The 20,319-nt window shown below is 67.3% G+C and carries 21 protein-coding genes; 9 read left to right on the top strand and 12 right to left on the bottom strand.

Annotated features, from left to right (window positions below; genetic code table 11):
• Nucleotide 1: 1 nt before the first annotated feature.
• The gene (locus tag QF031_RS19215) at nt 2–1,522 is read left to right on the top strand and encodes a carboxyl transferase domain-containing protein (RefSeq protein WP_307431923.1); all 1,521 of its coding nucleotides are present in this window, start codon (nt 2–4) and stop codon (nt 1,520–1,522) included.
• Nucleotides 1,523–1,529: 7 nt separating this feature from the next.
• On the opposite strand, the gene QF031_RS19210 is transcribed toward QF031_RS19215, so the two are convergent.
• The 5 genes from QF031_RS19210 to QF031_RS19190 all read right to left on the bottom strand — a co-directional run bounded on the left by QF031_RS19210 (nt 1,530) and on the right by QF031_RS19190 (nt 4,938).
• Nucleotides 1,530–2,111, bottom strand: coding sequence for a dihydrofolate reductase family protein (locus QF031_RS19210; RefSeq protein WP_307431920.1), 582 nt, complete (start codon nt 2,109–2,111; stop codon nt 1,530–1,532).
• Between the two features lie 59 nt (nt 2,112–2,170).
• Nucleotides 2,171–2,626, bottom strand: coding sequence for a LapA family protein (locus tag QF031_RS19205; RefSeq protein WP_307431916.1), 456 nt, complete (start codon nt 2,624–2,626; stop codon nt 2,171–2,173).
• A 199-nt stretch (nt 2,627–2,825) separates the two neighbouring features.
• The gene (locus QF031_RS19200) at nt 2,826–3,029 is read right to left on the bottom strand and encodes a hypothetical protein (protein WP_307431913.1); all 204 of its coding nucleotides are present in this window, start codon (nt 3,027–3,029) and stop codon (nt 2,826–2,828) included.
• 104 nt (nt 3,030–3,133) lie between these two features.
• Nucleotides 3,134–3,361 (bottom strand): hypothetical protein, encoded by a 228-nt coding sequence (locus QF031_RS19195; protein WP_307431910.1) that lies wholly within the window; start codon nt 3,359–3,361, stop codon nt 3,134–3,136.
• A 167-nt stretch (nt 3,362–3,528) separates the two neighbouring features.
• Entirely contained in the window at nt 3,529–4,938 is a 1,410-nt protein-coding gene (locus QF031_RS19190) for an amidase (protein ID WP_307431908.1), read from the bottom strand.
• A 211-nt stretch (nt 4,939–5,149) separates the two neighbouring features.
• On the opposite strand from QF031_RS19190, the gene QF031_RS19185 reads away from it, so the two are divergent.
• The 3 genes from QF031_RS19185 (at nt 5,150) to QF031_RS19175 (ending at nt 6,781) form a co-directional block, all read left to right on the top strand.
• Nucleotides 5,150–5,476, top strand: a complete 327-nt coding sequence (locus tag QF031_RS19185) for a rhodanese-like domain-containing protein (RefSeq protein WP_307431905.1) — start codon at nt 5,150–5,152, stop codon at nt 5,474–5,476.
• Nucleotides 5,476–6,456 carry a prephenate dehydratase gene (gene pheA / locus QF031_RS19180; RefSeq protein ID WP_307431902.1) on the top strand — a complete coding sequence of 327 codons (981 nt, stop codon included), beginning with the start codon at nt 5,476–5,478 and terminating at the stop codon, nt 6,454–6,456. Before QF031_RS19185 ends, pheA begins: the two co-directional genes overlap by 1 nt.
• Before the next feature lie 94 nt (nt 6,457–6,550).
• A complete protein-coding gene (locus QF031_RS19175) occupies nt 6,551–6,781 on the top strand; it encodes a hypothetical protein (RefSeq protein ID WP_307431899.1) in 231 nt (76 codons plus the stop codon).
• 76 nt (nt 6,782–6,857) lie between these two features.
• Here QF031_RS19175 and QF031_RS19170 read toward each other — a convergent pair whose 3' ends face one another.
• A complete protein-coding gene (locus QF031_RS19170) occupies nt 6,858–7,937 on the bottom strand; it encodes a diacylglycerol/lipid kinase family protein (protein ID WP_307431896.1) in 1,080 nt (359 codons plus the stop codon).
• Between the two features lie 88 nt (nt 7,938–8,025).
• On the opposite strand from QF031_RS19170, the gene serS reads away from it, so the two are divergent.
• The 4 genes from serS (at nt 8,026) to QF031_RS19150 (ending at nt 12,188) form a co-directional block, all read left to right on the top strand.
• The gene (gene serS / locus QF031_RS19165) at nt 8,026–9,306 is read left to right on the top strand and encodes a serine--tRNA ligase (RefSeq protein ID WP_307431893.1); all 1,281 of its coding nucleotides are present in this window, start codon (nt 8,026–8,028) and stop codon (nt 9,304–9,306) included.
• Nucleotides 9,307–9,459: 153 nt separating this feature from the next.
• Nucleotides 9,460–10,515, top strand: a complete 1,056-nt coding sequence (locus QF031_RS19160) for a type IV toxin-antitoxin system AbiEi family antitoxin domain-containing protein (RefSeq protein ID WP_307431889.1) — start codon at nt 9,460–9,462, stop codon at nt 10,513–10,515.
• A gap of 134 nt (nt 10,516–10,649) precedes the next feature.
• Complete coding sequence (locus tag QF031_RS19155) at nt 10,650–11,537, top strand: HAD family hydrolase (RefSeq protein ID WP_307431887.1); 888 nt, start codon at nt 10,650–10,652, stop codon at nt 11,535–11,537.
• A gap of 66 nt (nt 11,538–11,603) precedes the next feature.
• Nucleotides 11,604–12,188: a histidine phosphatase family protein gene (locus QF031_RS19150; RefSeq protein ID WP_307431884.1), complete on the top strand. Its 585-nt coding sequence runs from the start codon at nt 11,604–11,606 to the stop codon at nt 12,186–12,188.
• Nucleotides 12,189–12,237: 49 nt separating this feature from the next.
• Here QF031_RS19150 and QF031_RS19145 read toward each other — a convergent pair whose 3' ends face one another.
• Together QF031_RS19145 and QF031_RS19140 are read right to left on the bottom strand one after the other, a co-directional pair.
• A complete protein-coding gene (locus tag QF031_RS19145; RefSeq protein ID WP_307431881.1) occupies nt 12,238–12,837 on the bottom strand; it encodes a hypothetical protein in 600 nt (199 codons plus the stop codon).
• A 153-nt stretch (nt 12,838–12,990) separates the two neighbouring features.
• Nucleotides 12,991–15,222 (bottom strand): catalase, encoded by a 2,232-nt coding sequence (locus QF031_RS19140; RefSeq protein WP_307431878.1) that lies wholly within the window; start codon nt 15,220–15,222, stop codon nt 12,991–12,993.
• A 184-nt stretch (nt 15,223–15,406) separates the two neighbouring features.
• Here QF031_RS19140 and QF031_RS19135 point away from each other — a divergent pair, with 184 nt between their 5' ends.
• On the top strand, nt 15,407–17,845 hold the full coding sequence (locus QF031_RS19135) for a phosphoketolase family protein (RefSeq protein WP_307431875.1): 2,439 nt from the start codon (nt 15,407–15,409) through the stop codon (nt 17,843–17,845).
• A 1-nt stretch (nt 17,846) separates the two neighbouring features.
• On the opposite strand, the gene QF031_RS19130 is transcribed toward QF031_RS19135, so the two are convergent.
• From QF031_RS19130 to QF031_RS19115, 4 genes are all read right to left on the bottom strand, one after another.
• Nucleotides 17,847–17,984, bottom strand: coding sequence for a hypothetical protein (locus QF031_RS19130; RefSeq protein ID WP_307431872.1), 138 nt, complete (start codon nt 17,982–17,984; stop codon nt 17,847–17,849).
• 26 nt (nt 17,985–18,010) lie between these two features.
• Nucleotides 18,011–18,328, bottom strand: coding sequence for a DUF429 domain-containing protein (locus QF031_RS19125; protein ID WP_307431869.1), 318 nt, complete (start codon nt 18,326–18,328; stop codon nt 18,011–18,013).
• Nucleotides 18,329–18,338: 10 nt separating this feature from the next.
• Entirely contained in the window at nt 18,339–19,682 is a 1,344-nt protein-coding gene (locus QF031_RS19120; RefSeq protein WP_307431866.1) for a carboxylesterase family protein, read from the bottom strand.
• 94 nt (nt 19,683–19,776) lie between these two features.
• The gene (locus QF031_RS19115) at nt 19,777–20,265 is read right to left on the bottom strand and encodes an inorganic diphosphatase (protein WP_043450105.1); all 489 of its coding nucleotides are present in this window, start codon (nt 20,263–20,265) and stop codon (nt 19,777–19,779) included.
• Nucleotides 20,266–20,319: the final 54 nt, after the last annotated feature.

Raw genomic sequence — 20,319 nt, 5'->3', positions numbered from 1 at the left:
CATGGCGACCGCGGAGAAGGTGCGGCACATGAACGCCACCGAACTGCTGGAGACCGTGGTGGACCCGGGATCGTTCGTCTCCTGGGACACGGAGCCGGAACAGCCGGTGCTGTCCGAAGAGTACGCCCGCGACCTTGCCAAGGCCCGCGAACGCAGCGGCGCCGACGAGTCGGTGATCACCGGTGCCGGACTCATCCGTGGCCGCCGGGTGGCGCTGATCGTCAGCGAATTCTCCTTCCTGGCCGGGTCGATCGGCCACGCCGCGGCACAAAGGATCGTCGCCGCCGTCGAGCGCGCCACCGCGGAGGGCCTGCCGCTGCTGGCCGGTCCTGCCTCCGGGGGTACCCGCATGCAGGAAGGGACGCTCGCGTTCCTGTCGATGGTGAAGATCACCGGCGCCGTCCGGGCGCACCGGCAGGCGGGGCTTCCCTACCTGGTGTACCTGCGGCACCCCACCACCGGCGGTGTCATGGCGTCCTGGGGGTCCCTGGGGCACATCAACGTGGCCGAGCCCGGCGCGCTGCTGGGCTTCCTCGGCCCGCGTGTCTATGAGGCGCTGTACGGCGAACCGTTCCCGGAGAACGTGCAGGTGGCGGAGAACCTCTTCCACAAGGGACTGATCGACGGCGTCGTGGAACCCGGCGACCTGGCAGACCTGGTGGGCCGGGCGCTGGACATGCTCTCCCCGCCGGCGCCCGTGACCGAACGGCTGCTTCCCGCTCCGCCCGAAACGCTGAACATCCGGCCCTCAACCGTTGACGCCTGGACGTCCATCCAGATCTCCCGGCGCCCCCGGCGGCCCGACCTTCGCCAGCTGCTGAGATTCGGCGCCAGCGACGCGCTGCCCCTGAACGGGACCGGGCAGGGGGAGAAGGACCCCGGGCTGCTGCTGGCCCTCGCGCGCTTTGGCGGCCAGTCCTGCATTGTGTTGGGGCACGCGCGGCCGCTGCGGAAGGACGCCGCCGGCATGGGGCCCGGTTCGCTGCGGGAGGCCCGCCGGGGGATGAAGCTGGCGGAGGAGCTGCGTTTGCCCCTGCTCACCGTCATCGACACCGCCGGCGCCGCCCTGTCGCAGGAGGCGGAGGAAGGCGGGCTTGCGGGGGAGATCGCGCGCTCGCTGCACGAACTGATCGGGCTGGAATCGCCGTCGGTTTCGGTGCTGCTGGGCCAGGGCGCCGGGGGAGGGGCCCTGGCCCTGCTACCCGCCGACCGGACCATCGCCGCCCAGCACAGCTGGCTCTCACCGCTGCCGCCGGAGGGCGCCAGCGCCATCGTTCACCGCACCACCGCGTTCGCGCCGGCCATGGCGCAGGCGCAGGGTGTGAATGTCGCTGCTTTGTACGCGAACGGACTGGTGGACCACATCGTGGATGAACGCGGTGATGCCTCTTTGGAGCCGCGCGGGTTCTGCAGCCGGATGGCGCAGGCCATTGAGTACGAACTGGCTTCCGTTGCGGGGGTTCCGGTCGCAGAACTGGTGGCGTCCCGGGCCCACAAATTCGCCAACCTGGGCTCGCGCTGACGCCCGGCTACCGCCGGTCCGGAGTGTAGAGGGCCATGAGGATGCCGGTGGGCGTGTGGTCCGCCTCAACGAGCCGCAGCGCAGCGTGGCTGCCGCCGGCGAAAAGCTGGTGGCCGCTGCCCAGCACCACCGGATTGATCATGAGCAAGTACTCATCGATCTGGTCCGCAGCCATCAGGGAGCGGATCAGCTCCCCGCTGCCCATGATCACCAGGTTCGCACTGGAGCCCGCCCTGAGTTCCTGCACTGCGGCGGAGACGTCTCCGTGCAGGAGGGTGGAGTTGGGCCACTTGAGCCTTGTTTCCGGGTTCCGTGAAGCGACGAACTTGGGCGTGTTGTTCAACGCGTCCTTGAAAGGGCCGCCCTGGGTGTTCCAGGACTCGAGCAACTGCCCGTACGTGCGCCGCCCGAACAGGAAGGCCGGGTCCGGGCCCATTCTTTCGCCCATCTTCTGGACGGTGGACTGGTCTGCATAGGGAAGCGCCCAGCCGCCGCGGCTGAATCCGCCCCGGGTATCCTCGTCCACGCGGCCGGGGCCCTGCATGACGCCGTCGAGCGTTACGTGGTTGACCACAACTACCTTGCCCATCGAACCCCCTTGTCCAGTGCTGCGGGCTTTCCCGCGGCGGCCAGTTCTGGCGGAGCCGCCTACCTCCGCTGCTGCACCCTGGACCGGTGGGTGTTCCTGCGGAGCTGCAGGATGCGCGCGCCGCCTGCCGCGGCCACCAGGACGCCGCCGGTCACTGCGGCGATGAACAGTGCCATGCCCAGCGGGACGGAGCCCTCGAAGCCCAGGAACTTCACCAGGACCAGCTCCTGGTTCTGCAGGATAAAGATGATCAGCAGGATCAGGAGCACCAAGGCGGCCACCACTGCTGCCCAGATAACTCCGGCCCGGGTGACTTTGCGCTCCGGGGTGACGCCGGCCGAGGGGGTCGGGGCAGCTCCCGTGGCGGGTGTTTCCGGCCCTCCCGACGAGTAGGACGGCGCGTTGCCGTAGCTGGCTGCGCGATCATTCGAGGCCTGTGCCGCATCCAACGGCGCCGTGTTGGTTTCCGTTTCCGGCCGGTGGTCCGGTCCCGGTGTGTACCGTCCTGTACTCATGATCGTTCCCTTTCCCAGAATGCTAAGCATGCTTATCGTTCAACCATAGACGCCAGTCTTGCCGAAGCACAACGACCGGGACGCCAACTCATGGGGTGCGGCTGCAGGGGGAACAGGCTGCGGAAAGGCGCCGTCGCAGCGGAGGGACCCCCAGGCGGGGATCCCTCCTTTGACTTTTGCCCGGGGGCTGGCCGGAAGGTCAGACCCTCTCCCTGCTCCGTTCGCCGGAGGGGGCGGGCGGCGCAGGCGTCCTGCGCCACTTGGGGAAGGCCCAGAACGTGAAGTCCTGTGCCTTGACCGGTTCCTCGGAAGTTTCCGCGGGGGTTTCCGGTTCCGCTTCAGGGCGACGCTTGGTTTCCTTCCTTGCGCCCCACCCGAAGTCCTTGCTCGATGCGTAGCACATCACAGACCTCCTCTTGGTGACTGCCCTTTAATCGTCCTCCTGCTTGGCGCGGGAGTCGATATGCCGTTGATGCAAGCTTCGGCAGGCAGGCAGGGATGTGTCTGTCAGCTGCCCCCGCGCACTACGTCCTGCGCCTCCTGCGGTCGGTGGAACTCGCAGGGGCCCTGGTGGCGGAGCGGGAGGAGGCAGGTCCGGCCGGTCGGCAGGTGGACCAGGGCGCAACGGCCGGCCATGGCCAGGTCCTCCCTGACGTTGGAGTTGCTCAGGTCCGGCCGTTCGTCGTCGGCCGTCTGCATGGGTGCGGCGCTCGCCGCAGCTTGTTCAGCGTTCATTGTGGGGCAACTCCTCATCGGGCGGTGGGCTGGTGGAGGGTGCTCAAGATGCTCTATCCAGTGTGCGCCGCGGGGGTTACCAGCGGGTTAAGCGGACGTTTAGGTTCAAGTCAACGAGAACACGGGTGGGTTGGGCTCCGGATGGCCAGCCATCCGGAGGGGCCTTCCTAGTAGCCCAGCTGGTGTGCCACCTGCAGCAGGAGGCCTTCCGATTCCATCGGACCCACCAGTTGGATGCCCATGGGCAGCCCGCGGCAGGCGGTTCCTCCCGTCCAGTGCACGGGAATGGTGATGGCCGGCAGCCCGCACACGTTCACCATGGAGGACCACGGCGCGTATTCGCACTGCTTCCGGTAGTCGCCGTCGGCATCCCCGGTCCACGCGGCGGCCGGCCACCGGTCGCTGCCGTGGGCCGTGCCGGTGAACCAGCCCACGGGCCGCGGCGTCTGCGCCAATGCCGGCATCAACATCAGGTCCCACTGTCCGTACTGCGCCAGGGTGTCGTGTTGGAATCGCCGCAGGAATGCCAGCGCCTCGGCGAGCTTTGCCGCGCTGCGCTGTTGGGCGCGCCGCCTGAAGGTCCGGGTCAGGGGCGCCAGCAGCGCTTCCCGGGTGGGACTGATCCTGGCGGCACCCACTCCCGCAGTCCAGGCCGTGGTGAAGGCATCCGGGTAGCGGTTGTCGTAGCGGATAGCGGCATCGCCAAGAACATGGCCTGCATCCTCCAGGAGGGCAACGCCCGCACGGAGCGCGTCCAGGGACTCTTGTTCCGGTGTGAAGGGGAAAGTGCCCGCCCACGGGCTGTCCAGCGTGACGCCAATCCTCAGCCGTGGCGGTTCCTGCTTCAGCTCCCGGAGGTAGGCATGCCCCGGCGCCAGGACGTCCATCATCAGTGCTGCGTCCTCTGAGGTCCGGGCGAGGGGGCCGGGCACCACCAGCCGGGCGGGATCGCCCGCGCTTTCTCCGGCCGTCACGAGGCTCCGGCCCGGCTTCAACCCCACCAGGCCGCATGCGGCGGCCGGAATCCTGACCGACCCGCCGCCGTCGGTTCCCGGGGCGAAAGGCAGCAGGCCTGCCGCCACCGCCGCGGCGCTGCCGCCGGAGGAGCCGCCGGAACTCCGGCTGGGAGCGTGGGGATTGCGCGACGGCGGTGCGATGCGGTTTTCGCTGTATGCAGTCAGTCCAAATTCGGGCACCTGCGTCTTGCCCAGCGTGATCGCGCCGGCGTCCCTAAAGATGGACACCAGCGGGCTGTCCGCGGGGGCAGGTTTGTGTTCCAGGGCAGCGCTGCCGTGCGTGGTAACGACGCCCGCTACGTCCGTAAGGTCCTTGAAAGCCAACGGCATGCCATGCAGGAGTGGAAGGTCCACGGCGTCCCCGGAGCGGGAGCGCAGTTCATCCGCCGTTCTGGCCTCGTCCAGGGCTTGTTCTGCGATCACGGTGATGAAGGCGCCCAGAAGGGGGTTCTGCTGTTCAATCCGTGCCAGGAAATGGGCGGCGGCGTCCACTGCGGACACTGTTCCATGTCGCAGGAGGTCCCGCAGGGCCAGCGCCGGAAGTTCGTGGAGTTCAGTCACGGGACCGCGGGGACCGTTCCTGTCCAGGCCGCCCGTTCCACGTTCGCGCCGGGGCGTGCTAGTGCCCCGGTCAGGGTGGCGATCTTGTGGGACATGGAAACCTCCTTGGGTTCCACCAGCCTAACCCGCGGCTTTTCCTGCTTGTTCAAGGCGGAAAGGGGTGGAAGGGCTAGGCTTAAACCGAACTCTGATCCGCCAAGACAGGACTCCGATGAGCGATTTCGATACCGTCCCCGTCCATGACATCCCCGCTGACGCCGTGATCCTGGACGTCCGGGAGGACTACGAGTGGGTCGCCGGGCACGCCGACGGCGCACTCCATATCCCCATGGACCAGATCCCCGCCCGGCTCAATGAACTTGATCCGGACGAGGACCTCTACGTCATTTGCCGCACCGGCGGGCGGTCCTTCCGCGTCGCCCAGTGGCTCACCGGCCAGGGCTACACGGCCATCAACGTCTCAGGCGGGATGGACCAGTGGCTGGAATCCGGCAAACCCCTGGTCTCGGATAACGGACTTAAGCCGCTGGTCCTTTAGTGCCCGGCAGTCCCCTGACCTACGCCTTCCTTGGACCGGAGGGCACCTTCACCGAAGCCGCCCTCCTGCAGGTACCTGACGCACGTCAGGCGGTCAGGGTCCCGGCATCCAACGTCAATGCCGCCCTTGACAGCGTGCGCGACGGTTGGGCCGATGCCGCCATGGTACCCATCGAGAACTCGGTGGAGGGCGGCGTCACTGCCACCCTGGACGCCATTGCCATTGGCCAGGAACTGCGCATTGTCCGCGAGGTCCTGGTTCCCATCAGCTTCGTGCTGGTGGCCAGGCCAGGAGTGCGGCTCGAGGACGTGCGGCGGGTGTCGACCCACGGCCACGCCTGGGCGCAGTGCCGGCAGTGGATGGACAGGAACATACCCGGCGCGGAATACGTGCCCGGTTCGTCAACCGCCGCCGCGGCACTGGGATTGCTGGAGCAGGACTGCCACTACGATGCAGCTATCTGTGCCCCGCTCGTTGCACGGGAGCACGCCGGGCTGTCGGTCCTGGCGGAGAATATCGGCGACAACCCGGGCGCGGTGACGCGCTTTATCCTGGTCGGTCGGCCTGGTGCACTGCCGGCACGTACCGGAGCGGACAAGACGACCGTTGTAGTGCCGCTTCCGGAGGACCGTCCAGGCGCACTCATGGAGATCCTGGACCAATTCGCCAGCCGCGGTGTCAACCTCAGCCGGATTGAATCCCGGCCTACAGGGCAGTACCTGGGCCACTACTTCTTCAGCATTGACGCGGACGGCCACGCCTTCGAAGCCCGGGTGGCCGATGCGCTCGCCGGGCTGCACCGCATCAGTTCGGGAACCCGGTTTTTGGGCTCGTACCCCAGGGCGGATGGGCAAGCCACTGCGGTCCCGGCCCATACCTCCGACGATGCATTCTCGGCGGCCAAAGCGTGGGTCGAATCGATACTCACCCTGAAATCCGCCGCAGGTGAAAGCGGTTCCGGTGCTTCGCCAAAAGCGTAGGTAAATGCCTTTGGAAGTACTTCCGCGGGCTGTGGACAATGCGTATGCTTGCCTGATCCACAAGGGGTATGGCCCCAGACGAAGGGAGCGGGTCATGACCAGCAGCAGCACCGACAACGACGGCCAGGGGATGATCGTCAACCCCAAGCCGACGGGAGATAACCAGGACTGGGACGGGGACGACGCAGACCGCGCCGACCGCCTTCGCTTCGAAGAGGAGCAGGCAATGATCCGGGAGCAGTCCGAAGCGCATGCCGCTGCCAAGGAAGCCCAGCACGCTGCGGCTGAGCCAGGAGCTGCCGCGGACAAGGAAGACCGGTCCTGACCACGACCGGATTCCGGCACCCTGTCACCACAGCCTTCGCCACTCGTTGCCGTTGTCGGCACTTGTTGGCCGCGCGTTAGCGCGCGGCTCCCGCGATGCCCGGTACCTGCCCCTTGACCCGGACCAGGAGTGACCGGGGCGCCACCTGAACCGTAAGCTGTGTTGCTTCCCCCGACGTGTCGCCGTCGAGCTGTGTGGGCATGGGCTCGGGGCACTTGATGACCACCTTCGTTGACCGGTACACGGTCATGATGGGCAGCTTGCCGCTGTGCTTGAACATGATTTTTACGTACATCAGCAGCCAGCCGAGCGCGCTGCGCGGGCTCATCACCACCACGTCCAGCATGCCGTCGTCGATCATGGCCTGCGGGATGAAATCGATGCCGCCGGGTACCAGGCCGCAGTTGGCGAACAGCACGCTGCGGATGTTCCGGATCTGCTCGGGACTCCCGTCCAGGCCGATGGATACCTTCTTCCGCCGACCGGGGAGGTGGCGTACGCCGGCCTCGGTGTAGGCCAGCCAGCCCACGGCCTTCTTCAGCCCCGCGTTGGTGTCGGCCAGGACCTCCGCATCCATGCCGATTCCCGCGATGACCAGGAAGACGTGCTCCGAGTAGTGGCCCGTGCGGGAGTTTTCAATGGCCATCCGGGCCGTATCGATGTACCGCTGGCGGCCGAAAAGCGCTGTCTGGACGTTGCCGTGCAGGTCATTCACGTCCAGGTCCACGTTCCGTGCCAGCAAATTTCCGGTGCCCAAGGGAATCAGGCCCATGGCAACATCGGTGCGGGCGAGGGCCTCAGCCACGACGCGTACCGTCCCGTCCCCGCCGCCCACCAGGACGACGTCGGGCTTTCCTGCCAGCGCGGCCTGCATCTGGGAGAAGCCGGGGTCCTCAGCCGTCGTCTCAAAGAAGACCGGTTCATCCCAGCCGGCGGCCAGGCAGGCCCTGTGGATCATCTCCCGGGCTTGCTCGGCCCGCGACTTGATGGGGTTCAGGACAACGGCCACCCGCTGCTGCGCCAGCCCGGAGTCGTAGGCTTCGCCGGCCACGGTACTGCGCACGTGCAGGGCCTTGAGGCGCCGCACCCCCCACCAGCTGGAGGTGGCGAAGGCAAGCGCCACCGCAATCAGCAGGTAGAGAATCCAGTCGCTCATGGTGTTTCAACAGTAGCCCGGCGGGCGGCGGGAGGGTGCACGGAGCCGGCCGCCCGCCGTCGTGCAGTGAATTGGATACCCTTGTCTGGTGATCGACGTAAAAGACCTCAGCGAAAACCCGGACAAGTACCGTGCCAGCCAGCGCGCCCGCGGCGCGGACGAATCAGTGGTGGACGCGATCATCTCCGCGAATTCCGCCCGCCGCGAGGCCCTGCTCCGCTTTGAGAACCTTCGGGCCGAACAGAACGTGTTCGGCAAGAAGGTGGCGAAGGCCAAGGGCGAGGAGAAGCAGGCCCTGCTGGCCGAGGTCAAGGAGCTGGCCAACTCCGTTAAGGCAGCCTCCGCTGAGGCCGATGCCGCGCAGGCCAAGCAGGAAGAACTGCTGCGCACCATCCCCAACCTGGTGGAGGACGGCGTTCCCGAGGGCGGCGAGGACGACTACGTGGTGGTCAAGACCGTCGGCACGCCGCGCGAGTTCCCGGATTTCGAGCCGCGCGACCACCTGGAGATCGGCGAGCTGATTGGCGCCATCGACATGGAACGAGGCGCCAAGGTTTCCGGCGCCCGCTTCTACTTCCTCCGGGGCGTGGGTGCGCGGCTGGAGATGGCGCTGCTGCAGATGGCCATGGACCAGGCCATCGAAGCCGGTTTCGTGCCCATGATCACGCCCACCCTGGTGCGCCCCGAGACGATGCAGGGCACCGGCTTCGATGTAAAGCACGACGCCGAGATCTACCGTCTCGCCGAAGACGACCTTTACCTTGTGGGCACCTCCGAGGTGGCGCTGGCCGGGTACCACGCCGACGAGATCCTGGACTTCTCGGCTGGCCCCATCCGCTACGCCGGCCAGAGCTCCTGCTACCGCCGCGAGGCCGGTTCGCACGGCAAGGACACCCGCGGCATCATCCGCGTGCACCAGTTCAACAAGGTGGAGATGTTCATCTACACCACCGTTGAGGAAGCCGCCGCCGAGCACCAGCGCCTGCTGGCCTGGGAAGAGGAGATGCTGGCCAAGTGCGAGCTGCCGTACCGGGTGATTGACACCGCCGCCGGCGACCTGGGCATGTCCGCGGCCCGCAAGTACGACTGCGAAGCCTGGGTCCCCACACAGGGCGCATACCGCGAGCTGACCTCCACCTCCAACTGCACCACGTTCCAGGCGCGCCGCCTGAACATCCGCGAACGAATCGTCAACGCGGAGGGCGTTTCCAAGGGCACCCGCGCCGTGGCCACGCTGAACGGCACGCTGGCCACCACCCGCTGGATCGTGGCCCTGCTGGAGCACCACCAGAATCCGGACGGCTCGGTCAACGTGCCTAAGGCGCTGCAGAAGTACCTGGGCGGCCTCGAGGTCCTTCCGGTTCTGTAGGGGCTCCCCTTTCATAGGCTTGTTCGCGGATCCGAACCTTCATGGTTCTGATCCGCGAACAGGTTCAGGAGTCTTCTGGGCCCATCCCAGAGGCTATCCACATAGGCGTGTTTACGGGAGCTTTCGCGGGCGCCCGGGCTGCAGGCTGTGGGAATGGAGATACCGCCCGGACTGATCGATACTGCCGCCGTCCTCCGTACGGGAGTCACCACCGACGCTATCCACCGTTCCTTCAAGGCAGGGCAGCTCGTCCGGATCCGGCGTGGCTTCTACGTGCGCACCGAGGACTGGCTGCAGGCGCGCCCCTCGCAGCGCTTTGCGTGGACTACGACGGCGATCGCCCGGTCGGTCAAGGGTGCAGAGCTGTGCGGGCAAACGGCAGCCGTTGCCAGCGGGTTGCCCACGCTCGGCACGCCGCCCTGCGTTGAGCTGGCCACAGACCTCCCCGGCCGCAGCGGTGTCCGTAAGTCGCCCCTGTTGGTCCTGGGTGGGGACGGAACCGCGCAGGAGGTGCGCAAGACGCGATCCTATTCGCTCAGGTACCGGCTCGTGCCGCGGTTTGAACCTGTCCGGCATGGGGAGTTCCTTTGTTCCGGGCTCATCCGCACGACAGTGGACGTACTTGGCTCAGCGAAGTTGGACCAGGCGCTGGTGCTTGCGGATGGAGCGGCCCGCAGACTCGTAACGGACGGCATTCTGGGACCAGGCGGGTCGTTGTTTTCGGTCTCAGGAATGGCAGCCGGCATAGCCGCTCTTCCTTCCGCAGCGGCCCGGAGCCGGGCGGAGATGGTTGCTGCCCTCGCCAGCCCACTGTCGGAATCGGTAGGGGAGTCCTACAGCCGGGCCGTGTTTGTGCTTCTGGGGTTCGAGCAGCCTGTACTCCAGCACGTCTTCAGTGACCGTGCAGGCTTTATCGGCAGGAGCGACTTCTGGTGGCCTCGGCAGCGTGTGGTCGGGGAGTTCGACGGTAAGGGCAAGTATGTGCAGGACGGCCTTCGCGGCGGCTACACCGCGGAGGAGGCGGTGTACCGGGAAAAGCTCCGCGAGGACCGGATTCGCGCGCTCGGGCACGGCTTCGTGAGGTGGCGGTGGGCCGATCTGACGGACCCCAGCCGGCTGAGGTGGAAGCTTCTGGCGGCCGGACTCCGCCCGGGCTCGGAGGTACCTTTGCCCGAGGGGCAGAGGCTTGTTCGCGAATCAGAACTCTGAAGGGGCGGATGTGCGAACACGGTTCGGACTGACGATTTCGGACGGCTGTGGAAACCCGCCGTGTTAATCAACAGTTCAATAAACCTGTGGCCCGCGTCCTAGCGCCTGTCAGTGACGTCTGGTTCACTATGTGGATGACAACGTTGACTGAAACCTCAGTCGCCGGCAACGATGACCGGCGAGAGAACAACGAGAACAACTCCCTGAACCACATCGAGTTCGCCGCAATTGACCAGAAATTCATGGTCGCACTGGACGTGGACGGCACCTTGGTGAACCATGACGGCCACATGTCCCCCGGAGTGCGGGAAGCGGCGCAGGCCGTGGTGGCCGCCGGGCACGAGGTGATGATCGCCACCGGCCGTTCCCTGAATGCCACGCTTCCCATCATCGAAAAAATCGGCATCGAGCGCGGGTATGCCGTCTGCTGCAACGGCGGGGTGACCCTCCGGCTCCACCCGGAACTGGAAAACGGCTACGAGGTGATCCACAAGGCCACGTTTGATCCGGCCCCGGCCCTGCGTGCACTCCGGGAACGCCTCCCGTCCGCCAAGTACGCGCTGGAGGATGCCGACGGGAACTTCCTGTCCACCGAGCGGTTCCAGGATGCCAGCTTTGGCGTGGAGGCGGTGGGCGTTGACTTCCACACCATGCTGGAGTCCACCGCAGTCCGCGTGGTGGTGTTCAGCACCGAGAACACTCCGGAGGAGTTCACCGAAGCCATCAACCACGTGGGCCTCGCGGGAGTGACCTACTCCGTGGGCTGGACCGCGTGGCTGGACATCGCCGCAGCAGGGGTGACCAAGGCCAGCGCTCTGGAAAACCTCCGGGTCCGGCTTGGTGTCGAGCAGCACCTCACGGTTGCGGTGGGCGATGGCCGGAACGACATCGAGATGCTCACCTGGGCTGGGCGCGGCGTGGCCATGGGGCAGGCCCCCGCAGAAGTGGTCGCCGCAGCCAACGAGGTCACCCACTCAGTGCACGACGACGGCGCCGCCCACGTGCTGCGCAGCCTCCTCTAAGGCACCCACGGCGTAGCCCGCTGCCGCGATTCCAGTACGGGCCCGCAGTCAAGGCAGAATAGGGGCATGACCCTTACGACGTTCGCCCTCGTCCGCCATGGCCAGACCGACTGGAACGCCGAGCGCCGGCTGCAGGGTGCGACGGACATCCCCCTGAACGACGTCGGACGCGGCCAGGCGCGGGACGCCGTCGCCGTCCTTGCCCCTTACGAATGGGACGCCATCGTCTCCTCGCCGCTGAGCCGCGCCGCTGAAACGGCAGACCTCATCGCCGAAGGGCTCGGGCTCAAAGTGTCCCGCCGCGTCCCGGAACTCACCGAGCGCAGTTTCGGCCCGGCCGAGGGGATGCAGGCAGGCCCCGAACTGGACGCGCTTCGCGTGCCCGGCGGGTTCAAGGGTGCGGAGAGCGAAGAAGAGGCCGCCGGCCGTGGCCTCGCGGCGCTGGAAGCCCTGGCGGAGGAGTTCCGGGGGCAGCGGCTCCTGGTGGTCACCCACGGGACCCTGCTGCGGGTCAGCCTCAGCCGCGCCATCGGACAGACCCTGGCAAGCGTGGACAACGCGGCACTCAACCTGGCGCACCACCACGCGGTGGACGGCTGGAAGCTGGAGTACTTCAACGGCGAGCTGGTCATGGCGGCCACCGGGAGCTAGGCCCAGGGCCGCGAAGGTAACGGACGACGGCGGGACGCGGCTGCGGCGGTCAGTCCACCGCGAGGATCAGCGCCAGCAGCCGGGCAGCTGCTGGCCGGGCAGCATGTTCTTCATTCCACTGCGCCCGTGCCACCGCTTTGCTGACGGCCTGGGTAGTGATGCCCAGTTCCTGCGCCACGGCCTTCTGCTGGCCTCGGACTCCAGGGGTCAACAGGTCCAGCACGCGCCATTCCGCGCCTGAGCGGTCCCGCACGATGTGGCCCAGCAGCCGCAGGATGGCTTCGGCGTCATGGGCAACATCAACCAGCGGCCCCTCCACCGCAACCGGCACCCGCTCCTTGCTCCTGCGGAGCCGGTCCACGGCACGGCGCGCATAGACCAGCCCGTGTCCGGATGCGTCCTTGATTTGGTTGGGGAGCGGCTCGTCCACCGGTCCGGCGCCAATGCCCACGTACCAGTGCCCGCTGCGAAGAGCGATGAGGGCGGCGTCCACCGTCTGATGCGGGCACTCGACAATCCCCTGGACCTCGTCCTCCACCGACCGGTCGAAGTCCAGGCGCGCGGGAATGTGCCGCAGCGCCTTGAGCAGCTGCGGCACCTGGTCGCCGTCGCGCCGGCTGTCCGTCTGGTTGATGGTGAGGGTGTACATTCTGGGTCCACATTACCCGGAAGTAGGAATTGCGAAACGGGTGGTTTTGCCAACCGTCACCCGGCGCTTCACAGCGGGAAACGCGGGGGGCCCGCATCAAGTGTGACGCGGGCCCCCAGCGATAAAAGCGGCGGATGAAGCGGTGAGCGCGGCCTACTGCTCCACGGAGACGGCCGCCCCGGTGGCCGGGAACCGGTCCCAGGCGCGGTGCGCGGCGAGCAGCCTGGAAACCTCGGCGGTCACCGAGGCTGCATCGCTGCCGGCAGCAACGCCAACCGTTTCCTGCTGGATGCCGATCGCCTCAAGAACTGCTGAACCGGAGCCCCACACGCCAATGGCCTTGGCGTGGCGGTACGCCTCGGAGAGCATGAGGGCGACCCGCGGATCGGGGGCGTTAACCGGCTCCCCGGCCTTGGCGTCGCGCCCGGCGGAGGCGTCGGGCCCGGGCTGCTTGCCTCCGGCCACGATCAGCGCGTCGAACTCGGTGGACCGTGCAGTGAGGAAGGTCCGTTGGACCGTCACCGAAAGCCCGTCGGAGGAAAGCACGCCCCCGGTTGGTGCGATGACCAGCGGGACCATGCCCTCGCCGTCGAGCGCTTTGCGGGCGGCCTCCACCTCGGCCAGGTCGCTGGAGGAATCGGCAATGATGCCCACCACGCGGCCGGCAACCGGCCAGGTTTCGCCCACCTGGGACACTGCCGGGCTGGGGTCGCGGTCCGCGACCTGCTCGGTGGCCTCCGGCGCGGGCATGCCCAGGCCGGCTGCGACGGCGGCGCACAGTGCGGCGTCGATGTTGGCCAGGGCCTGGAGCTGGCGTTCGCGGACCGCGCTTTCGTAGCACTTGCCGAGCTCGAACGTGTACGCCTGGATCACATGGTCCTGCTCCACGGCGCTCAGGCTGCGGAAGAACAACCGGGCCTGGCTGAAGTGGTCATCGAAGGAGGCCGGGTTGCGCCGTTCCTTGATGGATTCCGCAACCGCCTCCGGCACGTCCACGAACGCCCCCACGTCCTGCCCGGCCAGGAACGGGCAGCCGCCGTCCAGCGAATTGGGCCGGTAGGGCGCAACTCCTGCATGGTCCGCCGTCTGGTGCATGCCGTCCCGGAGCATATCGTTGACCGGGGCGTGCGGCCGGTTGATGGGAATCTGCGCGAAGTTGGGCCCGCCCAGGCGCGAGATCTGGGTGTCCAGGTAGGAGAACAGCCGCACCTGCAGCAGGGGATCATTGGTGACGTCGATGCCCGGCACCAGGTGGCCCGGGTGGAACGCCACCTGCTCGGTCTCAGCGAAGAAGTTGGTGGGGTTCGCGTTGAGCGTCATGAGCCCGATGGGCTGCACCGGGGCCAGTTCCTCCGGGATGAACTTGGTGGGGTCCAGCAGGTCGATGCCTTCGAACATCTGGTCTTCCGTGTCCGGGAAGGTCTGGATGCCCAGTTCCCATTCCGGGTAGGCGCCGGCCTCGATGGCGTCCGCCAGATCGCGCCGGTGGAAGTCCGGGTCCATGCCGTTGATGATCTGGGCTTCCTCCCACACCAGGGAGTGCACGCCCTGCTTCGGCTTCCAGTGGAACTTCACCAGGGTGGTGTCGCCTGCAGCGTTGACAAGGCGGAAGGTATGGACGCCGAAGCCCTCCATGGTCCGGTAGGAGCGGGGGATGCCGCGGTCGGACATGTTCCACATGGTGTGCGCCTGCGCCTCTGTGTGGAGCGACACGAAGTCCCAAAACGTGTCATGCGCGCTCTGGGCCTGCGGGATCTCCCGGTCCGGATGGGGCTTGGCGGCGTGGACCACGTCCGGGAACTTGATGCCGTCCTGGATGAAGAACACCGGAATGTTGTTCCCCACCAGGTCGTAGGTGCCCTCATCCGTGTAGAACTTCGTGGAGAAACCGCGGGTGTCACGCACCGCGTCCGCGGACCCCCGGGAGCCGAGCACGGTGGAGAACCGAACAAACACGGGCGTTTCGACGTCCGCGGCAAGGAAACCGGCGCGCGTGACCTTCGAAGCCGTCCCGTAGGACCGGAACACGCCGTGGGCGCCCGCTCCGCGCGCATGGACAACGCGCTCCGGGATCCGCTCGTGGTCAAAGTGGGTGATCTTTTCGCGCAGGTGGTGGTCCTGCAGCAGGATGGGGCCCCGCGCGCCGGCCTTCAGGGAATGGTCCGTATCCTGCAGCCGGAGGCCCTGGGCCGTGGTCAGGTACTGGCCCGACTGGGCGCGCGCTGTGGCCGGCGCGCCGGTAGGGCTGCCGGTGGGGGACACGGCCTCGGGGCCGCGCTGGTCGGGCTTTGGCGGCAACGGCTCCCGCGGAGTGGTGGACTCCTCGAGCGCCGGCGGCTCGCTGGACGGAACCCCGGGAATTACAATGTCGTCTTCGGCTGGCATGTCTCGATCTCCCCACAATTGACGTTCCCAGCTTCCGCCGCAGCGAAAGCTAAGCTTGCTTAGTACCCTACAGGGGCCCAAGGCCCACAAGGCAAGGGCCGACGGCGGGGGTTGCCTCCCTGCCCCTCCATCTGTTGCGATGGGGAAACGGCCGCCTGCAGCGGCACCCGACGTGAGGATGGTTATGGCCGGCAGCACTGGGCACGATGGAATGCAGAACACGATGCAGCAGGAGGACGTGCGGCAGGAAGGCATCGAACAGAGGGATCTCGAGCTCGTTGACAAGTGGTGGCGGGCGGCCAACTACCTTTCGGTGGGGCAGATCTACCTCCGGTCCAACCCGCTGCTGCGTGAACCGCTGCAGGCGGAGGACACCAAGTCCCGCCTGCTGGGCCACTGGGGCACCACCCCGGGACTGAACTTCGTCTATGCCCACCTGAACCGCGCAATCCGCCGCGACAACCTCGAGATGCTCTTTGTTGCAGGTCCCGGCCATGGCGGCCCCGCCGTCGTCGCCAATGCCTGGCTGGAAGGAACCTACTCCGAAATCTATGGCCACGTGGGCAATGACGAGGCAGGCCTGGCCGAACTGTTCCGGCAGTTCTCCTACCCGGGCGGCATCCCCAGCCACGCGGCCCCGGAAAGCCCCGGCTCCATCAGCGAGGGCGGCGAACTCGGGTACTCCCTGGCCCACGCCTACGGGTCGGTGTTCGACAACCCCCAGCTGGTGACCGCCGTCGTGATTGGCGACGGCGAGGCCGAAACCGGGCCGCTGGCCGCCAGTTGGCACTCGCACAACTTCCTGGACCCTGCCGTGGACGGCGCCGTGCTGCCCATCCTGCACCTGAACGGCTACAAGATCGCCAATCCCACCGTCTTGGCGCGCATGCCGCAGGACCAGCTGGAGCAGCTGCTGCGCGGCTACGGCCACGAGCCGTACTTCGTGGCAGTGGCGGATCCGGACAACACGGAGCAGGCGCACCGTGATTTCGCCGCGGTCCTGGACCGCTGCCTGGCCGATATCAAGGCCATCCAGGACGCCCACCGGCAGAATTCGGACGCTGAAGAGGCGGGGGAGGGCGGGCACCGCTGGCCGATGATCGTCCTGCGTTCCCCCAAGGGCTGGACCGGACCCCGCACGGTGGACGGGCTGCAGGTGGAGGGCACGTGGCGTGCGCACCAGGTGCCGCTGTCCGAGGTCCACACCAACGGCGAGCACCTCAAGCAGCTTGAGGAGTGGCTGGAGTCCTACCGGCCCAACGAACTGTTCGACGGCGATGGCCGGCTGCGCCCCGACGTCGCCGAAGGTGCGCCCACCGGTGATTTCCGCATGAGTGCCACGCCGCATGCCAACGGCGGCGTGCTGAGGCGCGCGCTGAAGATGCCCGCCTACCGGGACCACGCCGTCGAGGTGCCAACTGCCGGCGTCGAGCGCGTCAGCCCCATGGTGACGCTGGGCTCCTGGATGCGCGACGTCATCGCGCAGAACATGGAGAACTTCCGGCTGTTCGGGCCGGACGAGACGGCGTCGAACCGGCTGCAGAACGTCTACGAGGTCACCGACAAGGTGTGGCAGTACCGGATTGACGACGTCGACGAGCACCTTGCACGGTCCGGCCGGGTGATGGAGGTTCTGAGTGAGCACCTGTGCCAGGGCTGGCTGGAGGGCTATCTCCTCACCGGTCGCCACGGGGTCTTCAACTGCTACGAGGCCTTCGTCCACATTGTCGACTCCATGTTCAACCAGCACGCCAAATGGCTGAAGGTGTCCCGTAAACTGCCTTGGCGCCAGCCGGTGCCGTCACTGAACTACCTGCTGTCATCGCACGTGTGGCAGCAGGACCACAACGGTTTCTCACACCAGGATCCCGGGTTCATTGACCACGCGGTGAACAAGAAGGCAGAGGTCATCCGGGTCTACCTGCCGCCGGACGCCAACACCCTGCTCTCGGTCATGGAGCACTGCCTGGCCTCCACGGACTACGTGAACATCGTGGTCAGCGGCAAGCAGCCCTCGCCCACGTGGCTTGGCCCCGGGGACGCGGCCAACCACTGCCGCCGCGGCCTGGGGATCTGGACGTTCGCCGGCTCCGAGGTACCCGGCGAGGAGCCCGACGTCGTCCTGGCCTGCGCCGGTGACGTCCCCACGGTGGAGACCGTCGCGGCCGCCGAACTGCTCCGCGTCGGTGCGCCGGGGCTCAAAGTCCGGGTGGTCAACGTCGTGGACCTCATGCGGCTGCAGGATGAAAGCGAGCACCCGCACGGCCTCCCCGCCCATGACTTCGACGGGATTTTCACCGCGGACAAGCCCGTCATCTTCGCCTACCACGGCTACCCGGCGCTGATCCACCGGTTGGCGTACCGGCGGACCAACCAGCAGGGGCTGCACGTGCACGGTTACAAGGAAGAGGGGACCACCACCACGCCGTTCGACATGGCCATGCTCAACGGCATTGACCGCTTCACCCTGGCCATCGACGCGATTGACCGCGTTCCCGGTCTGGCCGAGAAGCAGTCGCTCCTCCGCCAGGACCTGCAGGACCGCCGGGCCCGCGCCCGCGAACACACCCGAACCCACGGCGAGGACCCCGAGGAGATCCGGAACTGGAAGCTGGGCGGCTGACCTACTGAAGCGGGAGCTCGTCCAGGCCGCAGGAGGGCAGGTGGATCCAGCCTTCGCTGCGGGCGGCTGCTGCGTGGGCAGCGTCCGGCAGGAGGGTACGACGGCGGGCCACGGCCCGGGCGGTCAGCGAGGCGATCACGGCGTCGAACAGGTCGTCTGAAGCGGCTATTCGCTCCCGGTGACCGCCCAGGTCCAGCCACGGCGCCTGTAGGCAAGCAGCCTCCGGCCCGCGCTCCCGTCGTGCTCAAGGACGGGTCCGGCGTCGGAATTCAGGTGGCCGGTCAGGAAGGGGATCAGTGCGTCGGGCCAGCCCACGGGACAGTCGACGCCGGTCATGTCGCAGGTGCCGAACAAGTCCACAATCTCCTGGTCGCTTACATCCAGGGCCAAACGGGTCAGCGTGGCGCAGTCATCGCTCCATTCAACGACCGCGACGGCGGTCTTCTTGGTCGAGGCCGCCAGGTCCACGCCGAGGGTTCTCACGGGCTTCCTGTCAGACCCGCCGGTAGTGGAGGGCATCGTTCACGGCGCCAGCCTCACCCAGGTCATCCCCGCGGGCAAAACGGGCCCACAATGACCTCACCGCCCTGCCAGTCATGTCCGCGGACTCCCAGTCAGCGCCGGCGATCAGTCCTACGCCGTCCCAGGTCTTCCGGTCGCCAAGCAGCAGGGGCAGGTCCACGGTGTGGGCAGCGCCGAAGATGTTGCCGGGTGCGTGCCAGTGCAGGACGTAGCGGTGCGCCCGTCCACCGGCCTGCGCATGGCGGCGGGCGAAACGGCGGGTTGCGCGGCCATACACGGTTTCGGTGACCACCCAGTCGATGGCCCGGACCGTGGCAGGCCCAACCACAGGAACACCGGCCAGGCGCATCAGGCGCGGACTCCGTGGGAGGAACAGCCGGGCCTCCTCCGAGGTATGCCCGATCAGCACCTCGATGGCCGGCGCAGTCCGGTTCCAGGCAGCCTCGATGCCGGACTCTTCGGGCAGGGGGTCGTGGCCGTACTGGGTGCCAAAGGGCATGGCGGCCAACATGCCGAACTTTTTGGCCACGTGGGTGACCTGCTCCTCAATTTCCACCACTTCCATCGCGGGCGTCTCCGCGGTGACCGACTCGGCGGCAATGCCCATGGCGTGGTTCATCTTCGCCCGCCCCCGGGTGATGCCCAGCGGCGCGCTCTGGATGATGGCGCGCCGGAAGAGGTTTGGTGCCTCGGGTGTGGCCATCAGGTGGGCAATGGCATCACCGCCGGCGGACTGGCCGAATGCAGTGACGTGGCCGGGGTCGCCGCCGAATGCAGCGATGTTCCGCTGTACCCAGCGGAACGCCTCGAGCTGGTCCAGGAGCCCCAGGTTGCCGGGACGTCCGGCAGGGGTCGCCAGGAAACCGAACAAGCCGAGCCGGTACGTCACAGAGACCACGATGACCCGGTTCTCGGCCACCAGCCTGGCGGGGTCGAAGATCGCAAGGTCCCCGGATCCGGTGGTGTAGGAGCCGCCGTGGATCCACACCATCACTGGCAGTTTTTCGTCCGCCAACACATCTGCGGGCATGGTGATCGAAAGGTTCTGGCAGTCCTCGCTGCCCGGAAGCTCGCCGTATTTGGTGCCCAGTACGGCGTCGAGGAACGGGACCGGCGCCTGCGGGCACGCGGGGGAGAGGGACGTGGCGGCAAATTCTGCGGTCCAGTCCGGAACCTGTGCCGGCGGCTGGAACCGCGGGGCCCTGGCGTAGGGGATGCCGGTGGCGCGGACAACGTCGCCGTCGCGCCACCCGCTGACGGGGCCGCAGGGCGGATGGAACAGTAGCTGGGACGTCAGTGCTGGCTCGGAACTCACAGCCCCACGATGCCACAACTTCCTGGAACAACGACGGCGGGTGCCCGGCTTCGAAAAGCCGGGCCACCCGCCGTCGTACTGGTGGTTTGTGGGACTAGTGCCCGGTGGGCACGTACCGCTTGATGGAAGCTTCCAGCTCGGCTTCGGCGGCGGCGCGGTCGCCCCAGCCCTCGGCCTTGACCCACTTGCCCGGCTCCAGGTCCTTGTAGCGGGTGAAGAAGTGCTCGATTTCCTTGATCAGGTACTCGTTGACGTCGCTGACTTCCTGGATGTGGTCAAAGCGGGCGTCGACCGGGACGCAGAGGATCTTCGCGTCTCCGCCGCCGTCGTCGGTCATGTTGAACACGCCGATGGGGCGGGATTCGACGATGACGCCGGGGTGCAGGTCGAAGTCCTGCAGGAGCACCAGTGCATCCAGCGGGTCGCCGTCCTCGCCGAGGGTGTTCTCGAAGTACCCGTAGTGGGTGGGGTACTGCATGGAGGTGAAGAGGACGCGGTCCAGGCGGACGCGGCCGGTCTCGTGGTCAACTTCGTACTTGACGCGTGATCCCTTGGGGATCTCGATGGTCACGTCGTGCTTCATGGGAATGCTCCTCGGCAATTGCAGGGGGCGCGGCACACTTGACTGGCCTACAAA

This window comes from Pseudarthrobacter defluvii (genome assembly GCF_030816725.1).
Lineage (GTDB): Bacteria > Actinomycetota > Actinomycetes > Actinomycetales > Micrococcaceae > Arthrobacter > Arthrobacter defluvii_A.
This window is presented reverse-complemented; position numbering and strand designations above follow the sequence as displayed.

What these genes read in the sequence shown, in the direction of transcription:
- QF031_RS19145 (WP_307431881.1), bottom strand. Translation starts at nt 12,837, where the DNA reads ATGTACACCCTCACCATCAACCAGACGGACAGCCGGCGCGACGGCGAC.
- QF031_RS19170 (WP_307431896.1), bottom strand. Translation starts at nt 7,937, where the DNA reads ATGAGCGACTGGATTCTCTACCTGCTGATTGCGGTGGCGCTTGCCTTC.
- QF031_RS19200 (WP_307431913.1), bottom strand. Translation starts at nt 3,029, where the DNA reads ATGTGCTACGCATCGAGCAAGGACTTCGGGTGGGGCGCAAGGAAGGAA.
- QF031_RS19185 (WP_307431905.1), top strand. Translation starts at nt 5,150, where the DNA reads ATGAGCGATTTCGATACCGTCCCCGTCCATGACATCCCCGCTGACGCC.
- QF031_RS19135 (WP_307431875.1), top strand. Translation starts at nt 15,407, where the DNA reads ATGGCCGGCAGCACTGGGCACGATGGAATGCAGAACACGATGCAGCAG.
- QF031_RS19175 (WP_307431899.1), top strand. Translation starts at nt 6,551, where the DNA reads ATGACCAGCAGCAGCACCGACAACGACGGCCAGGGGATGATCGTCAAC.
- QF031_RS19150 (WP_307431884.1), top strand. Translation starts at nt 11,604, where the DNA reads ATGACCCTTACGACGTTCGCCCTCGTCCGCCATGGCCAGACCGACTGG.
- QF031_RS19115 (WP_043450105.1), bottom strand. Translation starts at nt 20,265, where the DNA reads ATGAAGCACGACGTGACCATCGAGATCCCCAAGGGATCACGCGTCAAG.
- QF031_RS19160 (WP_307431889.1), top strand. Translation starts at nt 9,460, where the DNA reads ATGGAGATACCGCCCGGACTGATCGATACTGCCGCCGTCCTCCGTACG.
- QF031_RS19210 (WP_307431920.1), bottom strand. Translation starts at nt 2,111, where the DNA reads ATGGGCAAGGTAGTTGTGGTCAACCACGTAACGCTCGACGGCGTCATG.
- QF031_RS19140 (WP_307431878.1), bottom strand. Translation starts at nt 15,222, where the DNA reads ATGCCAGCCGAAGACGACATTGTAATTCCCGGGGTTCCGTCCAGCGAG.
- QF031_RS19195 (WP_307431910.1), bottom strand. Translation starts at nt 3,361, where the DNA reads ATGAACGCTGAACAAGCTGCGGCGAGCGCCGCACCCATGCAGACGGCC.
- QF031_RS19155 (WP_307431887.1), top strand. Translation starts at nt 10,650, where the DNA reads ATGACAACGTTGACTGAAACCTCAGTCGCCGGCAACGATGACCGGCGA.
- QF031_RS19205 (WP_307431916.1), bottom strand. Translation starts at nt 2,626, where the DNA reads ATGAGTACAGGACGGTACACACCGGGACCGGACCACCGGCCGGAAACG.
- QF031_RS19215 (WP_307431923.1), top strand. Translation starts at nt 2, where the DNA reads ATGGCGACCGCGGAGAAGGTGCGGCACATGAACGCCACCGAACTGCTG.